The sequence below is a fragment of the Enterococcus sp. JM9B genome (assembly GCF_009933265.1).
Taxonomy (GTDB): Bacteria; Bacillota; Bacilli; order Lactobacillales; family Enterococcaceae; genus Enterococcus_C; species Enterococcus_C songbeiensis.
Map to the genome: position 1 here is coordinate 16,034 of NZ_MAEK01000037.1, position 24,367 is coordinate 40,400.

Annotated in this window: 27 protein-coding genes; 17 read left to right on the forward strand and 10 right to left on the reverse strand. The window is 40.1% G+C overall.

What is annotated here, in order from left to right; translation table 11 throughout:
* The first annotated feature begins 31 nt into the window (after positions 1–31).
* Positions 32–838, forward strand: coding sequence for an MBL fold metallo-hydrolase (locus BAU16_RS11885; RefSeq protein ID WP_048604005.1), 807 nt, complete (start codon positions 32–34; stop codon positions 836–838).
* Between the two features lie 42 nt (positions 839–880).
* Here BAU16_RS11885 and BAU16_RS11890 read toward each other — a convergent pair whose 3' ends face one another.
* Both BAU16_RS11890 and BAU16_RS11895 read right to left on the reverse strand, forming a co-directional pair.
* Positions 881–1,510, reverse strand: a complete 630-nt coding sequence (locus BAU16_RS11890; RefSeq protein WP_161527170.1) for an NAD(P)-dependent oxidoreductase — start codon at positions 1,508–1,510, stop codon at positions 881–883.
* A 78-nt stretch (positions 1,511–1,588) separates the two neighbouring features.
* Entirely contained in the window at positions 1,589–2,221 is a 633-nt protein-coding gene (locus tag BAU16_RS11895) for a CPBP family intramembrane glutamic endopeptidase (protein WP_161527171.1), read from the reverse strand.
* 232 nt (positions 2,222–2,453) lie between these two features.
* On the opposite strand from BAU16_RS11895, the gene groES reads away from it, so the two are divergent.
* The 5 genes from groES (at position 2,454) to BAU16_RS11920 (ending at position 6,197) form a co-directional block, all read left to right on the forward strand.
* On the forward strand, positions 2,454–2,738 hold the full coding sequence (gene groES, locus BAU16_RS11900; protein ID WP_048604011.1) for a co-chaperone GroES: 285 nt from the start codon (positions 2,454–2,456) through the stop codon (positions 2,736–2,738).
* A 22-nt stretch (positions 2,739–2,760) separates the two neighbouring features.
* Entirely contained in the window at positions 2,761–4,386 is a 1,626-nt protein-coding gene (groL, locus tag BAU16_RS11905) for a chaperonin GroEL (protein ID WP_048604012.1), read from the forward strand.
* Between the two features lie 119 nt (positions 4,387–4,505).
* The gene (locus BAU16_RS11910) at positions 4,506–4,853 is read left to right on the forward strand and encodes a DUF6176 family protein (RefSeq protein WP_048604013.1); all 348 of its coding nucleotides are present in this window, start codon (positions 4,506–4,508) and stop codon (positions 4,851–4,853) included.
* A 140-nt stretch (positions 4,854–4,993) separates the two neighbouring features.
* Complete coding sequence (locus tag BAU16_RS11915; RefSeq protein ID WP_048604014.1) at positions 4,994–5,266, forward strand: hypothetical protein; 273 nt, start codon at positions 4,994–4,996, stop codon at positions 5,264–5,266.
* 10 nt (positions 5,267–5,276) lie between these two features.
* Positions 5,277–6,197, forward strand: coding sequence for a LacI family DNA-binding transcriptional regulator (locus tag BAU16_RS11920; protein WP_137605662.1), 921 nt, complete (start codon positions 5,277–5,279; stop codon positions 6,195–6,197).
* Between the two features lie 93 nt (positions 6,198–6,290).
* Here the strand turns inward: BAU16_RS11920 and BAU16_RS11925 are convergent, their stop codons facing one another.
* A complete protein-coding gene (locus BAU16_RS11925) occupies positions 6,291–7,058 on the reverse strand; it encodes a MerR family transcriptional regulator (RefSeq protein ID WP_137605663.1) in 768 nt (255 codons plus the stop codon).
* 151 nt (positions 7,059–7,209) lie between these two features.
* On the opposite strand from BAU16_RS11925, the gene BAU16_RS11930 reads away from it, so the two are divergent.
* From BAU16_RS11930 to BAU16_RS11945, 4 genes are all read left to right on the forward strand, one after another.
* Positions 7,210–7,575 carry a DUF1827 family protein gene (locus tag BAU16_RS11930; RefSeq protein WP_048604017.1) on the forward strand — a complete coding sequence of 122 codons (366 nt, stop codon included), beginning with the start codon at positions 7,210–7,212 and terminating at the stop codon, positions 7,573–7,575.
* A gap of 174 nt (positions 7,576–7,749) precedes the next feature.
* Positions 7,750–9,234 carry a nicotinate phosphoribosyltransferase gene (locus tag BAU16_RS11935; protein WP_048604018.1) on the forward strand — a complete coding sequence of 495 codons (1,485 nt, stop codon included), beginning with the start codon at positions 7,750–7,752 and terminating at the stop codon, positions 9,232–9,234.
* Positions 9,231–10,058 (forward strand): ammonia-dependent NAD(+) synthetase, encoded by an 828-nt coding sequence (nadE, locus tag BAU16_RS11940; RefSeq protein ID WP_137605664.1) that lies wholly within the window; start codon positions 9,231–9,233, stop codon positions 10,056–10,058. The genes BAU16_RS11935 and nadE overlap by 4 nt, the downstream gene beginning before the upstream one ends.
* A 232-nt stretch (positions 10,059–10,290) precedes the next feature.
* Positions 10,291–12,102, forward strand: a complete 1,812-nt coding sequence (locus tag BAU16_RS11945; protein ID WP_137605665.1) for an LTA synthase family protein — start codon at positions 10,291–10,293, stop codon at positions 12,100–12,102.
* Between the two features lie 49 nt (positions 12,103–12,151).
* On the opposite strand, the gene BAU16_RS11950 is transcribed toward BAU16_RS11945, so the two are convergent.
* Genes BAU16_RS11950 through nrdI form a run of 3 tightly spaced genes read right to left on the reverse strand, consistent with a single transcriptional unit; the run spans position 12,152 to position 15,158 of the window.
* Positions 12,152–13,798 carry a MutS-related protein gene (locus BAU16_RS11950; RefSeq protein WP_161527172.1) on the reverse strand — a complete coding sequence of 549 codons (1,647 nt, stop codon included), beginning with the start codon at positions 13,796–13,798 and terminating at the stop codon, positions 12,152–12,154.
* 1 nt (position 13,799) lies between these two features.
* Complete coding sequence (locus BAU16_RS11955; protein WP_137605667.1) at positions 13,800–14,636, reverse strand: LysR family transcriptional regulator; 837 nt, start codon at positions 14,634–14,636, stop codon at positions 13,800–13,802.
* A 51-nt stretch (positions 14,637–14,687) separates the two neighbouring features.
* Positions 14,688–15,158, reverse strand: coding sequence for a class Ib ribonucleoside-diphosphate reductase assembly flavoprotein NrdI (gene nrdI / locus BAU16_RS11960; protein WP_048604023.1), 471 nt, complete (start codon positions 15,156–15,158; stop codon positions 14,688–14,690).
* A gap of 173 nt (positions 15,159–15,331) precedes the next feature.
* Between nrdI and BAU16_RS11965 the strand changes: the two genes are divergently transcribed.
* Both BAU16_RS11965 and BAU16_RS11970 read left to right on the forward strand, forming a co-directional pair.
* Positions 15,332–16,765 (forward strand): basic amino acid/polyamine antiporter, encoded by a 1,434-nt coding sequence (locus BAU16_RS11965; RefSeq protein ID WP_161527173.1) that lies wholly within the window; start codon positions 15,332–15,334, stop codon positions 16,763–16,765.
* 98 nt (positions 16,766–16,863) lie between these two features.
* Complete coding sequence (locus tag BAU16_RS11970; RefSeq protein WP_137605669.1) at positions 16,864–17,436, forward strand: GNAT family N-acetyltransferase; 573 nt, start codon at positions 16,864–16,866, stop codon at positions 17,434–17,436.
* A 36-nt stretch (positions 17,437–17,472) separates the two neighbouring features.
* Here the strand turns inward: BAU16_RS11970 and BAU16_RS11975 are convergent, their stop codons facing one another.
* Positions 17,473–17,991, reverse strand: a complete 519-nt coding sequence (locus BAU16_RS11975; protein ID WP_048604026.1) for an LURP-one-related/scramblase family protein — start codon at positions 17,989–17,991, stop codon at positions 17,473–17,475.
* 24 nt (positions 17,992–18,015) lie between these two features.
* Positions 18,016–18,885: a Cof-type HAD-IIB family hydrolase gene (locus tag BAU16_RS11980; protein WP_137605670.1), complete on the reverse strand. Its 870-nt coding sequence runs from the start codon at positions 18,883–18,885 to the stop codon at positions 18,016–18,018.
* Between the two features lie 133 nt (positions 18,886–19,018).
* Here BAU16_RS11980 and BAU16_RS11985 point away from each other — a divergent pair, with 133 nt between their 5' ends.
* The 4 genes from BAU16_RS11985 to BAU16_RS12000 all read left to right on the forward strand — a co-directional run bounded on the left by BAU16_RS11985 (position 19,019) and on the right by BAU16_RS12000 (position 21,940).
* Positions 19,019–19,699, forward strand: coding sequence for a uracil-DNA glycosylase (locus tag BAU16_RS11985; RefSeq protein WP_137605671.1), 681 nt, complete (start codon positions 19,019–19,021; stop codon positions 19,697–19,699).
* 155 nt (positions 19,700–19,854) lie between these two features.
* On the forward strand, positions 19,855–20,838 hold the full coding sequence (gene pta, locus BAU16_RS11990) for a phosphate acetyltransferase (protein WP_048604029.1): 984 nt from the start codon (positions 19,855–19,857) through the stop codon (positions 20,836–20,838).
* 111 nt (positions 20,839–20,949) lie between these two features.
* Positions 20,950–21,423, forward strand: coding sequence for a tRNA (adenosine(37)-N6)-threonylcarbamoyltransferase complex ATPase subunit type 1 TsaE (gene tsaE, locus BAU16_RS11995; RefSeq protein WP_137605693.1), 474 nt, complete (start codon positions 20,950–20,952; stop codon positions 21,421–21,423).
* Positions 21,416–21,940: a GNAT family N-acetyltransferase gene (locus tag BAU16_RS12000; RefSeq protein ID WP_137605672.1), complete on the forward strand. Its 525-nt coding sequence runs from the start codon at positions 21,416–21,418 to the stop codon at positions 21,938–21,940. The genes tsaE and BAU16_RS12000 overlap by 8 nt, the downstream gene beginning before the upstream one ends.
* 57 nt (positions 21,941–21,997) lie before the next feature.
* Here BAU16_RS12000 and BAU16_RS12005 read toward each other — a convergent pair whose 3' ends face one another.
* Both BAU16_RS12005 and BAU16_RS12010 read right to left on the reverse strand, forming a co-directional pair.
* Positions 21,998–22,531: a 3'-5' exonuclease gene (locus BAU16_RS12005; protein ID WP_048604032.1), complete on the reverse strand. Its 534-nt coding sequence runs from the start codon at positions 22,529–22,531 to the stop codon at positions 21,998–22,000.
* Between the two features lie 72 nt (positions 22,532–22,603).
* On the reverse strand, positions 22,604–23,362 hold the full coding sequence (locus BAU16_RS12010) for an exodeoxyribonuclease III (protein WP_137605694.1): 759 nt from the start codon (positions 23,360–23,362) through the stop codon (positions 22,604–22,606).
* An 84-nt stretch (positions 23,363–23,446) separates the two neighbouring features.
* Between BAU16_RS12010 and BAU16_RS12015 the strand changes: the two genes are divergently transcribed.
* A complete protein-coding gene (locus tag BAU16_RS12015; RefSeq protein ID WP_137605673.1) occupies positions 23,447–24,358 on the forward strand; it encodes a Gfo/Idh/MocA family protein in 912 nt (303 codons plus the stop codon).
* Positions 24,359–24,367: the final 9 nt, after the last annotated feature.

Genomic DNA, 24,367 nt, shown 5'->3' on the forward strand with positions numbered 1-24,367 from the left:
AGCAAGTTGTTAAAGAGAGGGAGTCAGCCGCATGTCAGAAAGTAGTGCTTTTCAAATCAGTATTTTAGCCAGCGGCAGTTCTGGTAATTCACTGTATATTGAAAGCAATCAAAAAAAAATATTAGTCGATGCTGGTCTGAGCGGGAAAAAAATCACTTCGTTACTCGCTGAAGTGGGAAAAAAACCGGAAGATTTAGACGCGTTGCTAGTGACTCATGAGCACCGTGACCATATTCACGGAGTTGGAGTCATGGCTCGAAAATATAAGTTAGATGTTTATGCTAATGAACAAACTTGGCAAGCAATGGACGGGATGATTGGGAATATTGCAACAGAACAAAAGCATATCTTTGAAATGGGCAAAGTGTTGACCTTTGGGGATATGGATATTGAAAGTTTTGGGGTTTCTCACGATGCCGCAGCACCCCAATTTTACCGTTTTTATAAAGATGGTCGGTCCTTTGTGATGCTAACGGATACCGGCTATTGCAGCGACCATGTTCGTGGAATCATCCGTGATGCAGATGCCTATCTGGTTGAAAGCAACCATGATTTAGAAATGCTGCGGATGGGACCTTATCCTTGGAGTTTGAAGCAGCGAATACTTGGTGATCGTGGACATTTGTCCAATGAAGATGGGGCGTTGGTGATGACCGATATTATTGGTGATCACACAAAGCGAATCTATCTAGGTCATTTAAGTAAAGAAAACAATATCAAAGAATTAGCACATATGACGATGGAAACCACACTCAAGGAACATGATTTAGGTGTCGGAGAAATCTTTGAAGTCTACGATACAGATCCAGATAAAGCAACGGATTTATTTGCCGTATAAAAAAAGCACTGAAATTTTTAAATTTCAGTGCTTTTTTTGAACTTATCGGCTAACAACGCTGATATGCTCTTTCACGTGTTGTTGATTTTCTATTTCATCTAACAAAGCGATAGCATAATCCGCCATGCTGATTTCACTTTTTCCGGCTGCATTTTTAATCAGGCGATCATCATTCAATTGGTAGGTGCCGGTACGTTGACCATCTGGGTTAAAGAAGGCGGCTGGGCTGAGATACGTCCAGTTAACTTTTGTATCTTTCTTCAATTCCAATAATGCAAGGTACATGTTGTGGGCAGTTGGATAAAAAGGCGCATCCGTTGGTACACCATCAATCATGCGTTGTGTTTTTTCTTCATCGATAAACAAAGAAGAAGCCCCACCAACGACTAGTAGACGCGTGGTAGTAGGTGCCAAAATACTTAACAGGTGATCGATACTGGTTTGATGCAGTTCTTCTTTGCCTTGAGGTGCATTGAAGGCATCCACAACGACATCAAATTTTTGTAAATCTTCCGTGGTTAAATCAAATAAATCTTTTTGTAGATAAGGAATCCCAGTAGCGAGTTTTTCTGGATGACGTACGATTGCTGTAACTTCTATTCCACGGTTTACTGCTTCTTGTAAAATAAATGAACCGGCATGACCGGTTGCGCCGATAATTGCGATTTTCATGGTTATTCCTCCTTGGATAATAAGATTAGGTTTAGTGTAGAAGGAAGCTATTTTTTTGTCAAAAGCTTTGTTTGTTTATTAAGACTGAGACTGGGCAAATAATTGAACAAGTACCACCAAAGCATTCATTCCAACATGAGTAATGATCGAAGTCCAAATTTTTCCGGTATGTGCGTACAGCCAAGCAAAAAAACTACCTAGCAGGAAATAAACCAGCAAATGGCCATCGTTATGAGCAAAGACAAACGCTAAGGAACTGACCACCACACCAATCCAAAAAGAAAAGTGCTTAGAGACAAAGCCTAAGATTGCCCGGCGAAAAACGAATTCTTCCATGATTGGTCCGCCAATCGTCACGGCAATAGCAAAAATAGGTCGTTGGATGATGATACTAATAATGTTTTGCGTATTTTCTGAAGGAGTGGTTTGTCCAAACATCCCTTCAATGGATGTAGCGACAGCTTGCAATAACAGAGCAATAAAAATTCCGCCGAGTCCCCAAAGTAAAATGGCAAGTTTTGAAGAAACTTTTTTTTCATGAAGAAGGGGTTCTGTTTGTTTTTGGTAAAGAAAAATCATCAGCAAAGCACCGGTAAGATAGGTCACCGTAGTCGCTAGAATCGCCTGATCCGGTGTAGGAAAAAAAGCGGGAATAAAGAAAGCCAGACCATAACAGAAAATCGTAAAAAAAGTGTATTTATTTAATGACATAGAATTCTCCCTCTTAGTAAAGTAATAAGTTGTGTCAGATAATTATTCATTATTATAACGTAAGGAGATAGAGGAAACAATGAAACTCCCTTTAAAGGAGAAAGCGCTAAAAAGTAGACAAAAAAACTTGCAATGTTCAAACAAAATGAGTAATATAAATCTTGTAGGTTAGCACTCGATAATCGAGAGTGCTAATCAAAGATTAAGTATAGATTTAATGGAGGGATTTATCGTGTTAAAACCATTAGGCGATCGTGTTATCATTGAAGTCGCAAAAGAGGAAGAAAAAACAGTTGGCGGGATCGTATTAGCATCCGCTGCTAAAGAAAAACCACAAACCGGTGCTGTTGTTGCGGTTGGTGAAGGACGTACGTTAGATAACGGCGAAAAAGATCCTGTGTCCGTAAAAGTCGGCGACCAAGTCATGTTTGAAAAATATGCTGGTACTGAAGTAAAATTTGAAGGCAAAGAATATTTGATTGTAGCAGGAAAAGATATTATCGCAATCGTAGAATAAAAAAACTTGAGGTGAAATAAAAATGGCAAAAGATATCAAATTCTCAGAAGACGCTCGTGCAGCAATGCTTCGCGGGGTAGATAAATTAGCAAATACAGTAAAAGTGACCTTAGGACCAAAAGGACGGAATGTTGTTTTAGAAAAATCTTACGGTTCACCATTGATTACAAATGATGGCGTGACGATCGCCAAAGAAATCGAATTGGAAGATCATTTCGAAAATATGGGTGCAAAATTAGTTTCTGAAGTTGCTTCAAAAACCAACGACATCGCTGGTGACGGAACAACTACTGCTACTGTGTTGACGCAAGCAATCGTTCGTGAAGGATTGAAAAACGTTACTGCCGGTGCTAATCCTTTAGGCATTCGCCGCGGGATTGAATTGGCAACAAAAGCAGCAGTTGAAGAATTGCACAGTATTTCTGCCATCGTTGATTCAAAAGAAGCCATCGCACAAGTAGGTGCTGTTTCTTCTGGCAGTGAATTAGTTGGTAACTACATTGCAGACGCAATGGAAAAAGTTGGCAACGACGGTGTTATTACTATTGAAGAATCAAAAGGAATCGAAACAGAATTAGACGTTGTTGAAGGAATGCAGTTTGATCGCGGCTACCTTTCTCAATACATGGTAACGGACAACGATAAAATGGAAGCTGTTTTGGATAATCCTTACATTTTGATTACAGATAAAAAAATCTCAAACATTCAAGATGTATTACCATTGTTAGAACAAATCCTACAACAATCAAAACCATTGTTGATTATTGCCGATGATGTAGACGGTGAAGCTTTACCAACCTTGGTCTTGAACAAAATTCGTGGAACCTTTAATGTAGTTGCTGTAAAAGCACCAGGTTTTGGGGACCGCCGTAAAGCAATGTTAGAAGATATCGCTGTTTTAACTGGTGGAACAGTAATTACGGAAGATCTTGGTCTTGAATTGAAAGATGCAACAATCGAAAATCTTGGTCAAGCAAGCAAAGTTGTTGTAGACAAAGACAATACAACAATCGTTGAAGGTGCCGGTGGAAAAGATGCCGTAGCTTCTCGAGTACAATTAATCAAAAATCAAATTGCTGACACGACATCAGATTTTGATCGTGAAAAATTACAAGAACGCTTGGCTAAATTAGCTGGCGGTGTAGCAGTTATTAAAGTTGGTGCGCCAACTGAAACAGAATTAAAAGAAATGAAATTGCGAATTGAAGATGCATTAAATGCAACTCGTGCTGCAGTAGAAGAAGGCATGGTTTCCGGTGGTGGAACAGCTTTAGTAAATGTCATCAATAAAGTTTCACAAATTGAAGCTTCAGGTGACGTTGAAACTGGCGTGAAAATCGTGGTTCGTGCTTTAGAAGAACCCGTTCGTCAAATCGCTGAAAATGCTGGTTACGAAGGTTCCGTAATCATCGACAAATTAAAACATGCAGAATTGGGCATGGGCTTCAATGCTGCAACCGGTGAATGGGTAAACATGGTCGAAGCAGGAATCGTTGACCCAACGAAAGTTGCTCGTTCAGCGCTACAAAATGCTGCATCTGTCGCTGCTTTATTATTAACTACTGAAGCAGTTGTTGCAGACAAACCAGAACCAGCAGCACCTGCTGCTCCAGCTATGGACCCAACTGGCATGGGCGGTATGATGTAATTTTCTAAGAAATCAGGAAAGTCGCAAATGAAAAATTTGCGGCTTTTTTTGTGGATTCTGAAAGATGTAACATGATATAGTGGCAATATCAAAAATTTATTTATCTTGGGAGTTTTAGTATGCCAAATATTGAACTGACACGTTTTAAAGTGAAAACTGGAAAATCAAAAATAGTAGATGAATGGTTACTATTTTTAAATGAGAACATGGAAGAGACGCTGATTACTCTTGAAAAAGAAAAAATGTTTATAGAAACGATATTTAGAGAGGTAGTAGATGGAGAAGAATATCTGTACTGGTATTCTGTACAGGGAAAAGGCGGTCAAGAAGTTGAAGAATCTGAGGATTGGATAGATAAAAAACATTTAGCGTACTGGAAAGAGTGTATTGATACCACGTTTATACCAGTAGACTTAACTACTGAAGTTGTAATGATACCTAAAAATATAAAGAAACATATGGTTTAATTGTTTATTTAGCAGATATAGCATAAATCTAGGAACACAACATATTCCAGCGAGTTGCTTTTTTTGTGGATTCTAAAAGAAACTGCTTGTTCTGATACGCGTTTCATACTCTATACTCAAGAAAAAGGAGGATGAGAGGAATGAACACGTATATTGAAGTCAACGATCAGCTAGGTGTGGATTACTATTTTGTTTATCTGACAATCAAAGATGAGGTTTTGCAATTAACGAGTCCGCAAGGGTTGATTAAGCCAATTCACAAACGAATCAAGTTGTCTGAAATCAAAGAATTGCGGATGGAACAATTTTTTGGCTCTGAGCGGTTGTGTTTTACGTATGAAAACGAAGAGTATCGCTTTTTTGAATGTGGCAAAGGTGTGATAGACTATTTACAAACAAGTATTTATGGATAGGTGAAAAGCTATGGCAAATATTCGCGACATCGCAAAACTAACCGGCTATTCTGTTTCAACGATTTCTCGAGTAATCAATGATTATCCCTACGTCAATGAAGAGAAACGACAAAAAGTTTTGGCGATCATGAAGGAGCTTCAGTATATTCCTAACCGAACGGCTCGAAATTTGAGCTATGGCAAAACGAAAAATATCGGGGTCATCGTGCCATTTACTGACCATCCGTACTTTGATCAATTGGTTAGCGGGATTATTCAAGCGGCTTTTAAAGAAGGGTACAAGGTGACTTTGCTGCCCACAAATTATGATCCTGATGTTGAGTTGGGGTATCTGGATGAGTTCGCGGCGAAAGGCTTTGACGGGCTGATTATTACCTCTCGTGCTAATTTGCTCGAAAAAGTGTTGCATTATCAACAGTATGGAAAAATTATTTTTTGTGAAGAATTGCCCGGATCGAACGTTTCCAGTGCGTTTATTGATCGCAAACCTTCTATTAAAGAAGCGTTGCTTTTTATGAAAGCACAAGGAGTTCAACGTTTAGGTGTCACGCTGGGACGCAGTGGCAAAATGAGTTTCAACTCCCAAATAACCATAGAATTGTGTAAGGAGATTTTTGCTTTCGATGATTCGTTGGTTTTTTGGGATTGTGTGATTGCCGAAGATGGGTTGCAAGCAGCAGAATTTTTCCATGGAAAAGTGGACGGAATTTTTACTAATGGGGATGAAATTGCGGCGGTCATAAAAAAGAGTTACGAGAAGGAAGCCTCGCCCCTGGTAGTCGGGAGAGAGAATCTTCTAATCAGTCAGGTTATGAATTTTTCTACGATTGATCATCATTTACCAGCTTGTGGTGCTGCTGCTTTTCGATTGTTTTATGAAAATCGACAGGAGCAGATTCGCATTCCTTATACTTTTATTCCACGAACATGATGATATCGCAAAAAAAAATACCCCGAGGCGGTGCAGGCTTCGGAGTATTTTTTGCTAGTTTAAAGTTTAATGTAAAGTAGTGGCATCTAATTCCTATTTTGCGGTGTAGTGATAAATAATGTCGCGAATCAAATCAACTGATTTTTGACTGGTTTGGTCGTTATAGTATTTGGCGAAGCGTTCATCGGCAACATACATGTCTGCTAAATTTCGATGGTATTCTGCATTATAATATGGAGCAGCAATCGTCAGCCATTTTTTGTGGGCTTCAAAAACAGTTTTTGCTTCTTGGCTATCTAAATCAACTGCATCTTGTGACAGCAATTCATTTAAAGCAGCGATCATCGTTTGTTCTGCTTCTTGCAATGCAGCATATTGGTCTTCGGTCATAGCTGCCCATTTTTTGTTGGATTGGGCAACGACTTCTTCACCGTATTTTTCACGAATTTCCTCACCATAGGTCGTTTCGTTTTTTTGTAGTTTTTCTTGTTTAAAAGCGTCAAATTTTTCTTTGTCTGTCATGGTGTGTTCTCCTTTGTAATAATCAATGGTTTTTTCTAAGGTGTTCAGAAGGTTTTCCAATTCATTTTTTTGTGCAAGCAGGCGTTGGTACTGGTCGTCTAATAAAACGGTGACATCGTAATCTGGCTGCTGCAGCAGGTCTTTGATGACCTCCAGACGGATACCGAATTTTCTTAGAAATAAAATCTGTTGCAGACGATCGACTTCTTCTTTTCCGTAGATTCGATAATTTGATGAGTTGATTCGTTTCGGTTTCAGCAAATCGATCTCATCATAATATCGCAGGGTACGACTGCTGACCCCGGAAAGTTTTGCTAAATGATTGATGGTGTATTCCATGTGAATTCCTCCTGACATATATAGCATAAACCTTGACGTAACGAGAAGGTCAAGAAAAAAATTTTCTTTTTTTTATGTTATACTAAGGAGAGAACAAACGGAAGTGAAAACTGTTGTCAGTTGTACAAGAATCAAAGAAAGGAAATGATTTATGAAATTAATTGAAACACCAATCAACAAAAACCTGAATCTTGAGAATTTATATCCGAATATCACGAAATTTATTTTCAACGATTTAGCTTTCAAGTATTATAAACTATATACATTAGATCGTATCCATGTTATTTACGCAGATACTTTTGATAAGATTCGTATCGTTTTGATCGATAGCAAGAAAAAGATCAAACGAGAAGAGGTCGATACTGTGATTCATCGGCTGCTAAAAGCAGATCGCAAGGATGTAAAAATCAAGGTCAACGTGAAACAGGAAATGGAAGCAGCAGGCTTTTCCTTTTCCAAACCTCGTAAGGACATTATTTTGATTGAAATGGATCAGAAGGAACCTAACAACGAGTAAAAAAACTTACATAGAAATCGGCCCCGATTTGGGTGGTCGATTTTTTATTTGCGCATTTTTTCAGAAAAATTTCAGCGCTTCTCAAGGAATTTCCACCATTTAGACATAAAAAGAAGGAAAATAAATTTTTTTTGTTATAATAGGACACAAGAATATAAACAAGGGAGTAGAACAATGCAAAAACTTTATCAAGACGATAGTTTAACACTGCACACAGATCTATACCAAATCAACATGATGCAAACTTATTGGGAGTTGGGAAGAGCAGAGCGTCATGCTGTTTTTGAATGCTATTTCCGTGACATGCCTTTTAATCACGGCTATGCGATTTTTGCCGGTTTGGAACGACTGGTCCATTATTTGGAAAATTTGCGTTTTTCTTCATCAGATATTGATTATTTACGGGAAGTCGGTGGTTATCCGGAAGGCTTTCTGACTTATTTAAAGGAATTTAAATTTACTTGTACGGTTCGTTCTGCTTTAGAAGGAGATTTGGTTTTCAGCAACGAACCTATTCTGCAAGTAGAAGGACCTTTGGCACAAGCGCAATTGGTGGAAACCGCGATTTTGAACATGGTGAATTTCCAGACGTTGATTGCGACGAAAGCTGCACGAATCAAATCTGTGATTGGTGAGCAGCCTTTATTGGAATTTGGTTCACGACGGGCGCAAGAGGTTGATGCGGCAATTTGGGGAACCCGGGCAGCGTATATTGGCGGAGCCGATGCAACCAGCAATGTGCGGGCAGGAAAAATTTTCGGTATCCCAGCCAGTGGAACCCATGCCCATTCGCTAGTTCAATCCTATGGCAATGATTACGATGCCTTCATGGCTTATGCCAAAACCCACAAAGATTGTGTTTTTCTTGTGGATACCTACGACACCTTGAAGATGGGCGTACCGATGGCCATCAAGGTTGCAAAGGAAATGGGAGATAAAATCAATTTTCTAGGTGTTCGAATCGATAGTGGCGACATGGCGTATATTTCAAAAAAAGTGCGGGAGCAGTTGGATGACGCAGGTTTCACGGAAGCTAAAATTTATGCATCAAATGATCTGGATGAAACGACGATTTTAAGCTTAAAAATGCAAAAAGCTAAAATTGATGTCTGGGGAGTAGGAACCAAACTGATTACTGCATACGACCAGCCAGCTTTGGGTGCCGTGTATAAACTGGTTTCGATTGAAGATGAGCATGGACAAATGATTGATACCATCAAGCTATCCAGCAACACGGAAAAAGTAACGACTCCGGGTAAGAAACAAATCTGGCGAATCACCCGCAAAAAAGACGGCAAGTCAGAAGGGGATTACATCACTCTTTGGGATGAAGATCCACGGGAAGAAAGCGAGATTTTTATGTTCCATCCTGTGCATACTTATATCAATAAAACGGTGCGGGATTTTGTGGCACGACCTGTTTTACAGGACATTTTTGTTGATGGGAAATTAATCTATTCGTTGCCTGATTTGGAACATATCAAAAATTATGCGCAAGATTGCTTGGATTCCTTGTGGGAAGAATATAAGCGTGATTTGAATCCGCAAAAATATCCAGTGGATCTTTCAACAGATTGTTGGAATCATAAAATGGCAACGATGGATAAAGTCCGCAAGCAAGTGGCAAAAATTTCTCAGGAGAAAGGGGTATTTGAATGACTTTGCAACAAGAAATCATCCAGCAATTAGGCGTTCAACCACAAATCAATCCAGAAGAAGAAATTCGCAAGAGTGTGGAATTTTTGAAAGAATATTTACGGGCGTATCCGTTCTTGAAAACCTTTGTCTTAGGAATCAGCGGTGGACAGGATTCAACTTTAGCCGGTCGTTTAGCGCAGCTTGCAATGGAGGAGATGCGAGTAGAGACCGGGGATGACAGCTATCAATTTATCGCAGTCCGTCTGCCTTATGGTGAACAGGTGGATGAAGCGGATGCTATGGCAGCGTTGGCTTTTATTCATGCGGATAATGAATTGCGAGTAAATATCAAAGAAGCCGTGGATGCACAAGTTGCTGCTTTAGAAGCGGAAAATATTTCAATCTCAGATTTTAACAAAGGCAATATCAAAGCTCGGCAACGTATGATTACTCAGTATGGAATTGCCGGTGCCAGAAATGGCGCCGTGATTGGTACCGACCATGCGGCAGAAAATATCACTGGCTTTTTCACAAAATTTGGTGATGGCGGTGCAGATATTTTGCCTCTGTTTCGGTTGAATAAACGTCAAGGAAGGAAGCTTTTGCAAACATTGGGAGCACCAGAAGCGTTGTATTTAAAAATCCCTACTGCTGATTTGGAAGAGGACAAGCCATTGTTGGCAGATGAAGCGGCATTGGGTGTGACCTATGAAGAGATTGACGATTATCTTGAAGGAAAAACAATAGCACCGGATGCGCAGCGCATCATCGAAAATTGGTGGAAAAAAACGCAACATAAACGTCATTTACCTATCAGTTTGCTGGACGATTTTTGGAAGAAATAAGGAAATAAGGTCTCTGAGTAAAAACTTTGCTTAATAACAACTCCTATTTTATAATAAAGATAGGAGTTTTGGGGAAGACTCCGTCAACAGCGACAAAAGGACGAGATAAAATCGGTGGATTTTATCTCGTCCTTTTTTAAAATTTATTGGGGGTTCAGCTCTCTGCCTTTACTTTCAAAATAGGAACGACTAAAATACATAAAGTAATGAAAAAAAAGTTAGGACTTGAGGCATGAAAAAATATCATTTAACAAAAAAAATTCTACTGGCAGTAGCAATTCTGGCATTGGTAATCCTCAGCAATCTTTATTTGCAATGGAGTCAAAACAATCATTCTCTTACGCTGGCGCTGAAATTTGCTTTTTCTTGGCATACAGAAAAATTTTTCTTAGGCAGTTTGGTGTTGCTGATTTTTTATGGCTTTTTGGCAAGTGTGGCGGGGTCGTTAGGCTTTGCAGCTTTATTTTATACGGTATTGATTGGTGTGCTGGGCTATGCGGATCATTTAAAAATGATTTATCGCCAAGAACCGATTTATCCCGATGATTTAAAAATGGTGACTCAATTGGGCTTATTACGAGAAATGGTCGGAACTGGCGCTTTTGTATTTGTGTTGCTTCTAGCAGCCTTGGCGATTGCCGCGTTGATTTGGAGCATTTACCGCAGCCGACATTTGTCAAAAAAAGCACAGTTTTGGCGAGGATCAGTGCTGTTAGTGTCAGTGCTGTCTTTGTTTTATATCAGTCATTTCAACAGTTCCAGTAATCTACTGCGTAAGGCATACAATCGAACCGCACTATGGATTCCCTATTCACAGAAAATGAATTATTACAATACTGGTTTTATTGGTGGCTTTCTTTATAATTTGCGGGTGGTACCTATGGATCAGCCGGAAAATTATTCAAAAGCAACGATTAAAGAAATCACGAAGACGTACCAAGCACAAGCAGAAACCAAAAATGCAAATCGTACAGAGGAAAAGCCGAATATCGTTTACGTGATGAGTGAAAGTTTTTCTGATCCTAGTCATTTAAAGGGATTAACGATTACCGGTGATCCGTTGAAGGATTATTACGAAGTTGCTGACAAAACCTATAGTGGAAAAATGTTGTCCCAAAATTATGGTGGGGGAACAGCTAACATTGAATTTGAAGCATTGACCAGTTTTTCGATGGAATTGTTCAATCCGCAAATGACGACGCCCTATACATTATTGGTTCCCAAGCTGGAAAAATTGCCTTCACTGGTTTCCTTTTTAAAACAAAAGGATTATCAGGCAACGGCGATCCATCCCTACGATACCTCAATGTATAAACGAAAAGATGTGTACAATGTATTAGGATTTGATTCTTTCTTGGATCAAGACACGATGACTTATACAGATAAAATTCAAAAAAATCCTTACATTTCGGATGAATCCGCCTATAAAGAAGTGCTTTCGCTATTAGACAGTGATGATCCGCAGTTTGTCCATTTAGTCACGATGCAAACCCATATGCCTTATAACGGCAAATATGAGAATATCCCATACACTGCAACCGGCAATGACAACACGGCATCATTGGAAAACTATTTGCAAGATGTTGCTTACAGTAGTGAGGCATTAAAGGAATTCTTGCAACAATTGGATAGTCTTTCTCGACGAACGGTGGTAGTTTTTTGGGGAGATCATCTGCCGGGCATCTACTCGGAGGCGATTCAAGAGAAAAATGCTGGTGCAACCCTTCATGAAACCCAATTTTTGATGTATGATTCAAAAGATGAATTAACAAAAGACCAAGATAGTATCACCAGTCCTTTTTATTTTGCTCCTACATTGATGGAACAGACCCAACAGCCAACAACTGGTTTTTATGAATTGCTGTTAGCATTGGAAAAAGAATTGCCCGCTTTTGAAAAGGGAATGTATCAGCAAAAAGGTACGTGGAAAAAAGAAATGCAGCTAAACAAGCAGCAGGAAGAAATTTATCAGGCTTATCAAATGATTCAATACGATATTTTAGCAGGAAAACAATACAGCCTGCAGCAAACATTTTTTGAATAGAAAAAGGCACCAGACCTCGATCATAAATGGATCGTTGGTCTGGTGCTTTTTATTCGATAATCTGCCATGTTCGATGGTCATCAAAATAATGGGATTCCTCCATAGCTTGGCTGACAAGAGATGTTGGATAATGGAGAACTTTCAATAAATTGATGGCATTGCGGCTGGTGGCTGGACCATATTTGAGAAGATAATCAAAAGCGATGCCACTTTCTTCTGTAACCTGTTCTTCAAAATGTAGATTTTCACATTTGTTTTTCAAAATTTCCGTTAATTCGATATCGTGTGTGGCCACAAATGCAAGACTTGGGTATTTATCCAGCCAACTGACAACGCTAGAAGAGGCGGCGATTCGTTCAACAGTGTTGGTTCCTTTTAGAATTTCGTCTACGAAGCAGTAGCAACGGGTGCCTTTTTCGACCTGAGACAAGAGGCGCTTGATAGATTTGATTTCCGCCACAAAATAGCTGTCACCTTCGAATAAATCGTCTTCCACTGCCATTGAGGTCAAAACATGTCCCCGTTGCAACGTAAAGCTCTCGGCAATCGCTGTATTGATGGTTTGTGCAAGAATACAGTTAAGGGCGATACTTTTCACGTAGGTAGATTTTCCAGAAGCGTTGGAACCGGTGACCAGCGTATTTTTTTGCCAATTGACAGGATTAGCGACCGCACCATTGATTAACGGATGGTAACTATTCTCGGCTGACACGCCGCCTTCTTTAAACTGAGGTTGACAGGTTAATGGCATAAAGGTTCGGAAATTTAAAATTGCAGCGGCAACTTCTAATTTTCCAAGGAGATTCCATAGCTTGATTGCTTTATCGGAATGACTGCTGATGCGGCTGATTACCACATTGTAAGCAATGAACGGAATCATAAATATCATATTAAGATAATCAAACAATAAATCGGCTTCGCTGGCTTCTTTTGAACGAAATGAAAATCCCCAATGAGCAATGGCTTTCAAGGGGCGCACCAATGTTTGTAGTTCGCTTTGCCAAGGTCCTTTTAGCTTGCTGAGTTTTTCAGCCGTTGCAATTGTTTGAACCAGATACCGCATACTATTCAGTTCGGTATCCAATTGATTTTTTTTCACCAAATAAAAACAAGTATTAAAAAGTACAGAACCAATCAGTAGCATAATGCCTAAAAAAGGCTGAAAAAGAGCAAGAAGTAGGCTGGCGATAGGCAGGAATCCAAGCGACAAATAAAGCCAAGGCTGCCCCATTTTTTTGTGATTGCCATCTGCTAAATACTGTTTGGTAAAATTATTGTCCTGCTTTCCCAATTGGGCAAACAGATATTGGATTTCTTCTCTGACTTTTGGCTGTTCTTTGTAAAAAGTAATGATACTCTCCAAATCGTCCTGTTGAAAATCAAAATTTCGCAGGCGTTGATAAAGGGCCTCGGAGCCAACACTGGAATAAGTGGCATTGATTAAATCAAAAATCATGTATAAATCAAGATCATACCAAGTAATATCATCGATTTCACTTTCCCATTGATGGAAATTTTTTTCAATCTGCCAGGCTTTTTTCAAACTTTCTTCTTTATCTAAGCGGGTCTGGTGAGGCTGCTTGCCCCAATTTCGTTGTACCTGCTGTCTTAATTTCAAACGGTTGTGAATGGTTAGTCCGATGATTACTGCAATCACCAGTAAAAGAGCACTAAGGATAAAAGTTAGTTGTGACATGTCATTCCAAGCTTTCTTTATTCATTTTTGCAACAATTTCTTCAATTGCTTCTGCAACTTCAATCAGTATTTTGCGGAAAATCACTTTATGGGTTAATAGGAAAAAATCACGTATATTGTTTTCTTTCAAAGGCTCCCAAGTAATCCCAGAATCAACAGATAATTTTGAAATGATTGCTTTCCCGATTCCTTCCCGTAAAAGAGCTAGGATGGCTTCGGAATTGTTTACATAGATCATGTTTGGCGTCAAATTGTGCTGTTTCAGATAGACCTCATTGTAAAAGCGCAGGGCAGAATCATTTTCTCGCAACAGCCAATACTTGGAGTCGGCTTTACCGGCCAAGACCAATTCATCTTTATAAATCGGAGCTTGGACTAAAACCTCACTGCGTTCTGCTTTTTCAATAAAACCAATATCTACTTTATTCTGTTCCATTTGATGGACGACATCATCTGAATTCATCATCAGCAGACTAAAATCAATCAATGGAAAGCGTTCGACTAATTTCGGCAAAAATTTTGGCAGAAAATAGATGGCACAGGTATGAGAACAGGCGATTACACAGCGTTCACGGAAATTTTCATGATCAATCAAACGTTTTTCCGTATCCTGCCATTCTTCCAAAATCTGTAAGACGCGGGGATACAAAAAGGCGGCTTCTACTGTCGGCACAATTTCCTGTTTGCCATTGCGTAAAAAAAGGATCACACCAAGTTGATCTTCCAATTTTTTTATCTGTGCTGAAACCGTCGGCTGTGAAAGAAAAAGACGTTCTGCACTTTGAGTAAAATTTTTTGTTTCATACACAGACACAAAGGTTTGCAATAGCTGAAACATACCAACGACCTCCTACAAATCAGTTAACGATATGTATTTATACCATTAAATTTAAGAATTTTCTAGCGTATTTTTGTTTGCTGCAGCTTCTGTCAAAACCTTATAGATGGTTTTAAGGTCTTCGTTTGTTCCTCGAAGTTCATAATCTGCTAAAAAAGGAATCTGAAACTGCTGGGCATATTGTTTAGCAGTCAGACAATATTGTCGATTGAAATTTTTATTGCCGCTGCCGACGACGCCGAGACAGTAGCGGTAATTTTCTTGAAATGCAAGGTAGTCCCGCATACTTTCTGTCAAAATTTCGTGGTCGCCGTTGTCTACGCCATTGCCACCTTCTAAATAAGTAGGAACGAAAACAAAAAAAGGAGCCGTTTCAGCGGCCAAAACAGAATTTTCGTGAATTTCTTTTAATTGGATTACAGGCGCTTCGTCTGCTGTGTGTTCTTGGGCATATTTTTGCAATCGTTGTGCAAATGAACGGGTATTTCCTGAAATAGAGATATATAAAATCGTAAGTGTCATAAAAACATCCTCCCTCTGAGCCATTATAGCATGTCGGAATCGAAAAAAACTTTGGATAAACTATTTCGTGGATTTTTTTAAATTAATTTCATTTTTATAACACAAAAAAATCTGGGTTTGTTATAATAAATGTAAGCGTTGCAAAAAAAGAGTGACGAGAGGATGTTTTTTATATGAAAGAAATACGCAACAAGAAAGTGACGGGAATCAGCTTGATTCCTTTAATCGGATTAGTGATCGGTTCAGCAATCGGCGGTGGAATTTTTGGAATCATGACTGATTTGTCGGGGGCTGCTGGTGGACCGGCACTGATGGGCTGGCTGTTGGTAGGTGGGTCGATGTTATTGCTTTCCTTAGCTATTAATAATTTGAATAAAAAGCGTCCGGATTTAAATGGCGGAATTTACAGTTATGCTGAAGCAGGTTTCGGTCGTTTTGCCGGCTTGATCAGTGGCTGGGGATATTGGTTGACCTGTTGGCTGGGCAATGTGGCGTTTGCTACATTGCTGATGAGTGCGTTAGGTTATTTCTTTCCGATATTTCAAGGAGGACAAAACAAATCGTCAGTTATTTTAAGTACGGTGTTGTTATGGCTGTATGCGTGGTTGGTCAATCGTGGTGTGGAAAATGCCAGTATCGTCAACGCCATCGTAACACTATGTAAGTTGATTCCTTTAGCAATCTTTGCCTTTATTGCCCTATTTCGTTTTGATCTCACCCTTTTTTTGGAAAATTTTTCAAGCCGCAATATTCTTGGACCTGCGGGATTATCGCTTCCTTTTGAGCATCAGGTGATGGGCTGTGTGATGGTGATGCTATGGGTCTTTGTTGGAATTGAAGGAGCATCGGCCGTTGGTTCACGAGCACGAAAAAAAACAGATGTCGGAAAAGCGACGGTCTTAGGTCTGATCGGTTTACTGGTTGTTTATATGCTGATTTCTCTTTTGCCCTATGGAATTTTAACTACGGAAGAATTGGCGTCGATTCAAACCCAACCAGCGATGGGGTATTTATTTGAATTAATGGTTGGTAGATGGGGAGCAATTTTGATCAATGGTGGCTTAATTGTTTCTTTGATTGGTGTTTGGCTCTCTTGGACGATTTTGCCGGTGGAAACAATGCGCAACATGTCAAGAGATGGATTGTTGCCAAAAAGCTGGCAGAAGGTCAATCAAAAAGGGGCACCGACATTTGCCATCGTAGTGACGACAATCTGCACGAATCTGTTTCTCTTATCTCTTTTAGTGACAGATGAAGCGTATAATTTTGCTTATACCCTCGGTACGGCGTCCATATTTTTCACCTGGCTGTTTCTTGGATTGTATCAAATGAAACTGTCCTATCAGCGAAAAGAAAAACGCCAATTCATGATTGGGGCAGCAGTCAGCCTTTTCTTGCTGTGGGCGATCTTTTTCGTTGCATTCAAAGAAGTGCTGATTGTCTCTGTTTTGTATATTCCCGGTGTTTTATTTTTCCTCTACGCTGGAAAGCAGCAAGAATTAAAGTTAGCTGAACAAAAGCTGGAGCATCTGGCGATTATTTTTGTTTCTGCGACCGGGTTTATTTCTTTCGCCTTATTTGCGACAGGGATCTTGGCAATCGGGTAAATGAAAAACCCACGCCCACTGATACTTTGAAAAAAGCGTTATAATATGTTACTATTTTATTATTAAACAACTAATAATTTGTTAGGAGCTTGTTATTTATGATTCGTTTTGCTAGAAAAGAAGATGGTGCAGCGATTGCACCGCTGATTCTCGTGATTTTAAAGGATATGGAATTGCCTTTTGTGAAGGAATACGGAGAAGAACTGACGACAAAGGCGTTGGCAGAGGCGGTGACGTTGCCGGATTATCGTTACGGTTTTACCCATGGATTAGTCAATGAAATTGATGGGAAAATTGCCGGTGTGGCGTTCGGCTATCCCGACAAGGAAGAGCCGTTGATTGATGAACCCTTGCGACCATTATTGAAAAAGTATGGCATCAAAGAAGAAACAAAATTATTCGTTGATCCGGAAACCTTTCCTGATGAATGGTACTTGGATTCAATCAGTGTGGCAGAAGAATTTCGCGGCAAGGGGATCGGCTCACAATTACTCGATGCGTTACCAAAATTGGCACTTCGCGACCAGAAGAAAACGATTGGGCTGAGTGTTGATCGCGGCAATCCAAATGCCAAACGCTTGTATGAACGTAAAGGATTCCAAGTCGTTGGTCAAAAAATGATCAGTGGTCATCTATACGATCACATGCAAAAGAAAATTTCAGAAATCTAAAAAAATGGCTTGCTTCCCGTGAGGAGCAGCCATTTTTTAATTGGTTGGTGAGTAATTCAAAAAAGAAGAGCGCTTTTTGTTTTTTTTACGATTGTAAAGCCAATAATCCATGACCGCAGCGATACAAATGCAAACCGGTGCATCGGCATCTTCTGTGACATTCAAGACATAATAATCTCCCGTTAGAAAGCTGGCTTTATCCATGGTCATAATTTGATGATTAAAATGGTGGATCGCATATTGATGATTGTAAATATCTCCTTGGACCGTCCAATGTAACTGTTGGATGTAATAAAAATCTCCCGGCCAATTAAATATTTTTTGCAGCGTCCCAACTTTTTGAAAATCACTATACAATTCAAAGCGGGTGCCAAAGGTAAAGCTGATCTGTTTGATGCTGGCAACTAATTCTCCATTCATGGCATACAAAGACAAGGCATCGCCTTTTGTTCCCCAGCGGCCGACCATCAAGAAAAGAGATTTCCCTTTTTCGTCCTTGACGATCGTTCGGGTCACTTGGCTTAGTTGTTTGTCTTGAATAAAAAATTCAGACATAGCTGTTCCTCCTTCAAAAAGGGTCTACAGGTTTTCATCAATCGCTCGGCGAATCGCGCTGCCGACACCAGATTCTAGATTTGTGTCCGTCAGGTAGCGGGCGTATTCCTTCAATTCAAGAGCGGCATTTCCCATCGCAAAGCTGACACCAGCCATTTGAATCATGCTGACATCGTTTAAATTGTCACCAATAGTCATAACTTCTGACAAATCAATGCCCCGTTCTTTTGCGACATGAGCAACAGCGATTCCTTTTTGCGCATCCCGATGGTTGATTTCAATATTATTTTGGCCGGAAGAAGTGACCACCACTTCACCGAAGCCATCGATTAAAGCAGCCACTGGACCTAACACGGCGGGGCCTTCAGAATGGATGCAGATAATTTTCAGTACATCAAGATCTTCCTGCTCCAATAAGGAAGTAATACTTTCAACGTAAGTGATTGGTAAAAATTCCAAGCGGGCAGAAGTCATGGCAATCGCCATTTTATGGGTCAAATGAGGCATTAATTCTGCAATATGGGAAGCAAAATTTTCGATTCGTTGTGCCTGATTTTCCGAAAATAAGCCTTTAGTTGTGGCTACTTCAAAGTAAATATGGTGTTCCTTCAGTAATTCCAAAATCGTTTGGACTTTATTTTTTGCAATCGGAACTGTGAAAAGGGAAGTTCCTTCGTTATCAAAAACCTGTGCGCCGTTCAAATTGATCATGGCACACTTGATGCCGGCAGCTTCCAGTGCAGGCAATGCCTCCGGTCGGTTTCGTCCCGTAGCTACCATAAATTCAATTCCTTTTGAGGCGGCATATTGAATAGCCGCCGCATTTTCTTTTGAAATTTGCATTTGCGAATCCAATAATGTGCCATCCATATCAGAAGCGATTAATTTGATCATTCTTGTTGCACCGTCCTCTTTTGTTGTCAATTCTAGTTTACCACAAAATATTTTAAAATGAGTGGCGAATCAGGACTTGTTTCTCGAAAAAAGTTGCGCTAGAGTTAAGAAAACAAATAAGGAGGAGCGCTCCATGAAAACGATTCTTCACAATAGTTGGCAAGATATTTTACAAAGTGAATTTGACCGGCCTTATTATCGGGCACTGCATCAATTTTTAAAACAGGAATACCAAACACAAAAGATTCATCCAGATATGTTTCACATTTTTGAAGCACTGGAATTGACTCCCTATGAAAAAGTGAAGGTGGTCATTTTAGGGCAGGACCCTTATCACGGTGTTAATCAAGCCCACGGACTTTCTTTTTCCGTTCAGCCGGGGGTCAAAGTTCCTCCTTCGTTACAAAATATTTACAAAGAATTGCAAACGGATGTCGGTGTTAAACCTGTTAATCACGGTTACCTGACCAGTTGGGCGAAACAAGGGGTCTTATTGTTGAACACTGTTTTGACGGTTCGAGAGGGACAAGCTTATTCTCATCGTGGACAGGGGTGGGAACGATTGACAGATGCCATCATTCAAAAACTAAACGAGCGGGAACAACCCATCGTTTTTATTTTGTGGGGAAGACCGGCACAGGAAAAAGAAAAAATGATTGATACATCAAAACATTTGATCATTAAATCACCACATCCAAGTCCGTTATCTGCTCATCGCGGCTTCTTTGGTTCCCGCCCTTTTTCTCAAACCAATGAAGGACTGAAAAAATTTGGCGAAACACCAATCGATTGGCAATTGCCTGATACAGTGTAATAGGATAGCGTTTTCTGTTATATAATAAAACCATCGGAACGTGAAAAAAGTAACGAATTTCAAGGTTTTTTAGTAGTACAGCTAAAATAACTGTCCTTTCTTTTCAAGATGGTGTATGATGGATTGGAAGAAAAAAATCAGGAGGGTATATACTCGTGGAATTATTTGACAGTTTAAAATTTAAGATCGTTCGTCGTACTATTAAAATCGTTTTCCCAGAAGCAACAGATCCCCGTATCCTAGGTGCAGCTGCACGTCTAAAAGCAGAAGAACTTGTGGAACCAGTATTGATCGGTTCAAAAGAAGAAATTGCGAAAGCAGCTTCTGCTCGTGGAATTACTACTGATAATTTTGAAATTATCGATCCAGCAAACTTTGATCGTTGGGATGAAATGGTGGAATCTTTTGTTGAACGTCGTAAAGGCAAAGCAACCAAAGAACAAGCCGAAAAAATCCTGCAAGACGTAAACTATTTCGGTACGATGTTGACTTATATGGGCATTACAGATGGTATGGTTTCCGGTGCCGTTCACTCAACTGGTGACACAGTTCGCCCAGCATTGCAAATCATCAAAACAAAACCTGGCGTAAGTCGTACAAGTGGCGCTTTCTTGATGGTTCGTGGTCGTGACCAAGAAAAATATCTTTTCTCAGATTGTGCGATCAACGTGAATCCAACTGCACAAGAATTAGCTGAAATCGCTGTTGACTCTGCAAAAACAGCTGAATTATTCGGCATTGAACCAAAAGTTGCCTTATTAAGTTTCTCAACAAAAGGTTCAGCCAAAGCACCTGAAGTGGATAAAGTAGCTGAAGCGACTCAGATCGCTCGTAAATTAGCTCCTGATTATCAAATCGATGGCGAATTGCAATTTGATGCAGCTTACATTTCGGCAGTTGCACAATTAAAAGCACCTGAATCAGAAGTTGCTGGTGAAGCAACAGTCTTTGTCTTCCCAGAATTGCAATCAGGAAACATTGGCTATAAAATTGCTCAACGTTTCGGTAATTTTGAAGCGATTGGACCAATCTTACAAGGCTTGAACAAACCTGTTTCTGACTTGTCTCGTGGTGCCAATGAAGAAGATGTTTACAAACTTTCGATCATTACAGCTGCACAAACCTTGATGGAAAACTAAAACAAATCATTGAAGCGCCAGAATCGCTCGTCGCGGTTTTGGCGTTTTTTTTGCTTTCTTTTTCCTAGCAAGCTATACTCTAAAACAGAAATGCAGAAAGGAATCTTGCTCATGATGACATTAAAAAATCCGATAGAAACGGAAACATTGGCAGAAGTAATCGGTAGAGTCGCTCAAGCCGGAGATAATTTGGTTTTGACTGGTGATTTGGGCGCTGGAAAAACGACACTGACAAAAGGGATTGCCAAAGGTCTTGGAATCACCCAAATGATTAAAAGTCCTACCTATACGATTATCAGAGAATATCCAGATGGGCGACTGCCACTGTACCATATGGATGTTTATCGGGTAGAATATGGCGCGGATGATTTAGGATTGGATGAATATTTTGAAGGAGATGGACTTTCCGTCATTGAATGGGGCAATATGCTGAAGGAGGCATTGCCGCAAGATTATCTGGAGTTAATTTTACTTAAGGATCAGCAGGATCTCGAAAAGCGTACCTTCCAGTTAAAAACTTTCGGCCCACAGGCGGAAGCTTTTAAAACTCGGATTTTAGCAGAATGGACCAAAGAAGATGCGTGAAGAAGTTGACGTGGTTATTCGCGAAAGCCAGCCGGAAGATGCGGCAGAATTATTAGCAGTTACTAGACGCATCGGTGGAGAAACAGATTTTTTGATTATGGATGAAACAGGTATGCAGCTAACGACAGAACAACTGGCACTGCAATTGACCGCTTTTCAAGAAAGTCCCAATAATGTGTCACTGGTTGCTTTGGTGGACGGAAAGATTGTTGGCTTGGCTTCGGTTCTTGCAGAAAGCAATGAGCGAGTGGGACATATCGGTGAATTAGGAATCTCCATTTTAAAAGAATTCTGGGGAATGGGTTTGGGAAGTGTCATGATGGAAGAACTTTTGGCGTGGGCACAGGAGACTCAGATTATTCGTCGGCTGGAATTAACCGTGCAGGTGCGTAATCAGCGAGCAGTGCGCCTTTATCAACGGTTTGAGTTTACTATTGAAGGCACGCTGCCAAGAGGTGCCCGCAGCCGTGAGGGAGAATTCCTCGATGTTTATTTAATGAGTCGATTAATCGACTAACAGAAAAGTAAAAAAGCACAAAAGTTACCAATTTTGGTAATTTTTGTGCTTTTTGGCTTATTTTACTAATACCAATTTTTTTAGCGGAGCTGTTCCAAATTGTTCTTCCTGATGCAAAAGAATTTTTGCACACGCACGGCTGTCTTCCAACGCATCATGATGATGTTCCAATGGAATGTGTAATTGTTGGCACATTGTATTCAAGCGGTGATTTGGAAATTCCGGATACAATTTTCGGCTTGTCCGGACAGTGCATAAGGAAAGATAACTCGGTTGTTCCAAATGATAATAATCAAGACAGCCCGCCAACACACCAGTATCAAACCCGGCGTTATGGGCAACGATTAAGCTGTTTAAATTATAGTATTGTTGGATTTGCTGCCAAACTTCTGGAAATTTTGGGGCAGTCGCCACGTCTTCGGGATGAATCCCATGAATTTGAATATTGCGCCAGAAAAAAGGGGTTTCCGGCTGGATCAGGGAATAGTATTCTCCGACGATTTGACTGTTGCGGACCATGACCAGCGCCAACGAACAGGCACTGTAAGGCTGATGATTGGCTGTCTCAAAGTCCATTGCGATAAAATTCATCACGGTCACCTCCGACTGTAATCTAGCACAATTTCCTTGTCGGCAAAAGATTTTTTTATAAAACTTAAGGAATTATTGAAAGCGAACATCCAACTCCACTGGACAATGATCACTGCCAAAGATCTCTGTGTGGATTTTTGCGTCGGTCAGCTTTTCTTTTAGGTCAGCAGAGGTAACAAAATAATCAATTCGCCATCCGGCATTGTTTTTGCGAGCGTTGAAACGGTAGCTCCACCAAGAATAGACGCCTTCCAATTCTGGATAAAAATAACGAAAGCTGTCAATATAGCCGTTGTCCAGTAAAGTAGAGAATTTTTCTCGTTCTTCTGGTGTAAACCCAGCATTTTTTTGATTGGTCTTCCAATTTTTCAAGTCGATTGGTTCGTGGGCAACATTCAAATCACCGCAGAGAATCACTGATTTTTTTTCTTTTAGCTGGTTCAAATAGTCGCGAAATGCATCTTCCCAAGTCATGCGATAAGGCAAGCGCCGCAATTCATTTTGAGAATTTGGCGTGTAGCAGGTGACTAAATAAAATTCAGGATACTCCAAGGTAATGACCCGACCTTCTGTATCATGCTCAGGAATTCCAATGCCGTAAGTTGCGCTCAAGGCAGGCTCCTTTGCAAAAATTGCAGTGCCGGAATAACCTTTTTTCTCGGCGTAATTCCAATATTGATGATAACCGGGTAAATCCAACTCAATTTGTCCTGCTTGTAATTTCGTTTCCTGCAGGCAAAAAAAATCCGCCTCTAACTCGTCAAATGCCTCCATAAAATTCTTTTTGACGATTGCTCGTAAACCATTGACGTTCCAAGAAATAAATTTCACCATAAACCCTCCAGTCATTCTGTCCCCTATTTTAACCAAAAATGGGGTAAGATGAAAGTATCAGAATCGAAGGAAGTGAGTTTTATGAAAATTGGTGTCATTGGGCTAGGGAATATTGCACAGAAAGCCTATTTGCCCACCTATGTTAAAGTACAAAATCAAGGGGAGTTTTATTTTGCTACCCGTAACCCTCAGGTACAAAAGGAAATCAAAGAAAAATATCATTTAGCAAATATGGTAGGAACATTGGAAGAGCTGTTGGCAGTCGGAATCGAAGCGATTTTTATTCACACTGCCACAAGCAGCCATTATGCTATTGCAAAAAAATGTTTGGAACAAGGCATCCATGTTTTTATGGATAAACCTGCTAGTGAACGGGTAACCGAGGTCGCTGAATTGCAACAAATCGCAGCAGATAAAAAGTGTTTCTTGATGATTGGTTTTAATCGGCGATTTGCGCCGATGGTTCAAAAATTAAAAGAAATTCCTGATAAGCGCTTGATTTTATTACAGAAAAATCGGGTTTCAGCAAAGGAATCAACTGCTTTTGTTATTTATGATTTATTCCTACACGTCATCGATACTGCGGTGTATTTGTTGGATGGTCCTATCCATCAAGTAAGCAGCCGCATTCGGGAAACGGATGGTTTTTTAGAAACAGCAACGCTGCAACTGGAAACGGCAGATTCGACGGCTTTGTTGACAATGGATTTACGAAGCGGCGCCAATACAGAATTGTATCAAGTGACCAGTCCACAAGCCACCCATCTATTGACGGATCTGACTAATCTGCAAACATTTAGCACCCAACAAACCCTCACAACTTTTGGCGATTGGGAGACGACGCTGTATAAGCGAGGCTTTGAACAATTAGTGGAAAGCTTTATCGAAGGAATAAAAACCACTAATTTTGCAATCATGCGACAAGAAAATGTTTTTCTCAGTCATGAATTGTGTCAACAAATGCTGCAGGAGCATGAGCGCCATCTGCTGTAGGGGTGGTCA

Excerpts from the sequence above, each read along its gene's own strand:
- BAU16_RS11925 (WP_137605663.1), bottom strand. The coding sequence starts at position 7,058 with ATGGAATACACCATCAATCATTTAGCAAAACTTTCCGGGGTCAGCAGT.
- BAU16_RS11895 (WP_161527171.1), bottom strand. The coding sequence starts at position 2,221 with ATGTCATTAAATAAATACACTTTTTTTACGATTTTCTGTTATGGTCTG.
- BAU16_RS11910 (WP_048604013.1), top strand. The coding sequence starts at position 4,506 with ATGCCAAATATTGAACTGACACGTTTTAAAGTGAAAACTGGAAAATCA.
- BAU16_RS11975 (WP_048604026.1), bottom strand. The coding sequence starts at position 17,991 with ATGTCTGAATTTTTTATTCAAGACAAACAACTAAGCCAAGTGACCCGA.
- BAU16_RS11930 (WP_048604017.1), top strand. The coding sequence starts at position 7,210 with ATGAAATTAATTGAAACACCAATCAACAAAAACCTGAATCTTGAGAAT.
- BAU16_RS11980 (WP_137605670.1), bottom strand. The coding sequence starts at position 18,885 with ATGATCAAATTAATCGCTTCTGATATGGATGGCACATTATTGGATTCG.
- BAU16_RS12000 (WP_137605672.1), top strand. The coding sequence starts at position 21,416 with ATGCGTGAAGAAGTTGACGTGGTTATTCGCGAAAGCCAGCCGGAAGAT.
- BAU16_RS11885 (WP_048604005.1), top strand. The coding sequence starts at position 32 with ATGTCAGAAAGTAGTGCTTTTCAAATCAGTATTTTAGCCAGCGGCAGT.
- BAU16_RS11950 (WP_161527172.1), bottom strand. The coding sequence starts at position 13,798 with ATGTCACAACTAACTTTTATCCTTAGTGCTCTTTTACTGGTGATTGCA.
- BAU16_RS11920 (WP_137605662.1), top strand. The coding sequence starts at position 5,277 with ATGGCAAATATTCGCGACATCGCAAAACTAACCGGCTATTCTGTTTCA.
- nadE (WP_137605664.1), top strand. The coding sequence starts at position 9,231 with ATGACTTTGCAACAAGAAATCATCCAGCAATTAGGCGTTCAACCACAA.
- BAU16_RS11945 (WP_137605665.1), top strand. The coding sequence starts at position 10,291 with ATGAAAAAATATCATTTAACAAAAAAAATTCTACTGGCAGTAGCAATT.
- groL (WP_048604012.1), top strand. The coding sequence starts at position 2,761 with ATGGCAAAAGATATCAAATTCTCAGAAGACGCTCGTGCAGCAATGCTT.
- BAU16_RS11955 (WP_137605667.1), bottom strand. The coding sequence starts at position 14,636 with ATGTTTCAGCTATTGCAAACCTTTGTGTCTGTGTATGAAACAAAAAAT.
- BAU16_RS12015 (WP_137605673.1), top strand. The coding sequence starts at position 23,447 with ATGAAAATTGGTGTCATTGGGCTAGGGAATATTGCACAGAAAGCCTAT.
- tsaE (WP_137605693.1), top strand. The coding sequence starts at position 20,950 with ATGATGACATTAAAAAATCCGATAGAAACGGAAACATTGGCAGAAGTA.
- BAU16_RS12005 (WP_048604032.1), bottom strand. The coding sequence starts at position 22,531 with ATGAATTTTATCGCAATGGACTTTGAGACAGCCAATCATCAGCCTTAC.
- BAU16_RS11915 (WP_048604014.1), top strand. The coding sequence starts at position 4,994 with ATGAACACGTATATTGAAGTCAACGATCAGCTAGGTGTGGATTACTAT.
- BAU16_RS11935 (WP_048604018.1), top strand. The coding sequence starts at position 7,750 with ATGCAAAAACTTTATCAAGACGATAGTTTAACACTGCACACAGATCTA.
- BAU16_RS11985 (WP_137605671.1), top strand. The coding sequence starts at position 19,019 with ATGAAAACGATTCTTCACAATAGTTGGCAAGATATTTTACAAAGTGAA.
- BAU16_RS11970 (WP_137605669.1), top strand. The coding sequence starts at position 16,864 with ATGATTCGTTTTGCTAGAAAAGAAGATGGTGCAGCGATTGCACCGCTG.
- BAU16_RS11965 (WP_161527173.1), top strand. The coding sequence starts at position 15,332 with ATGAAAGAAATACGCAACAAGAAAGTGACGGGAATCAGCTTGATTCCT.
- nrdI (WP_048604023.1), bottom strand. The coding sequence starts at position 15,158 with ATGACACTTACGATTTTATATATCTCTATTTCAGGAAATACCCGTTCA.
- BAU16_RS11890 (WP_161527170.1), bottom strand. The coding sequence starts at position 1,510 with ATGAAAATCGCAATTATCGGCGCAACCGGTCATGCCGGTTCATTTATT.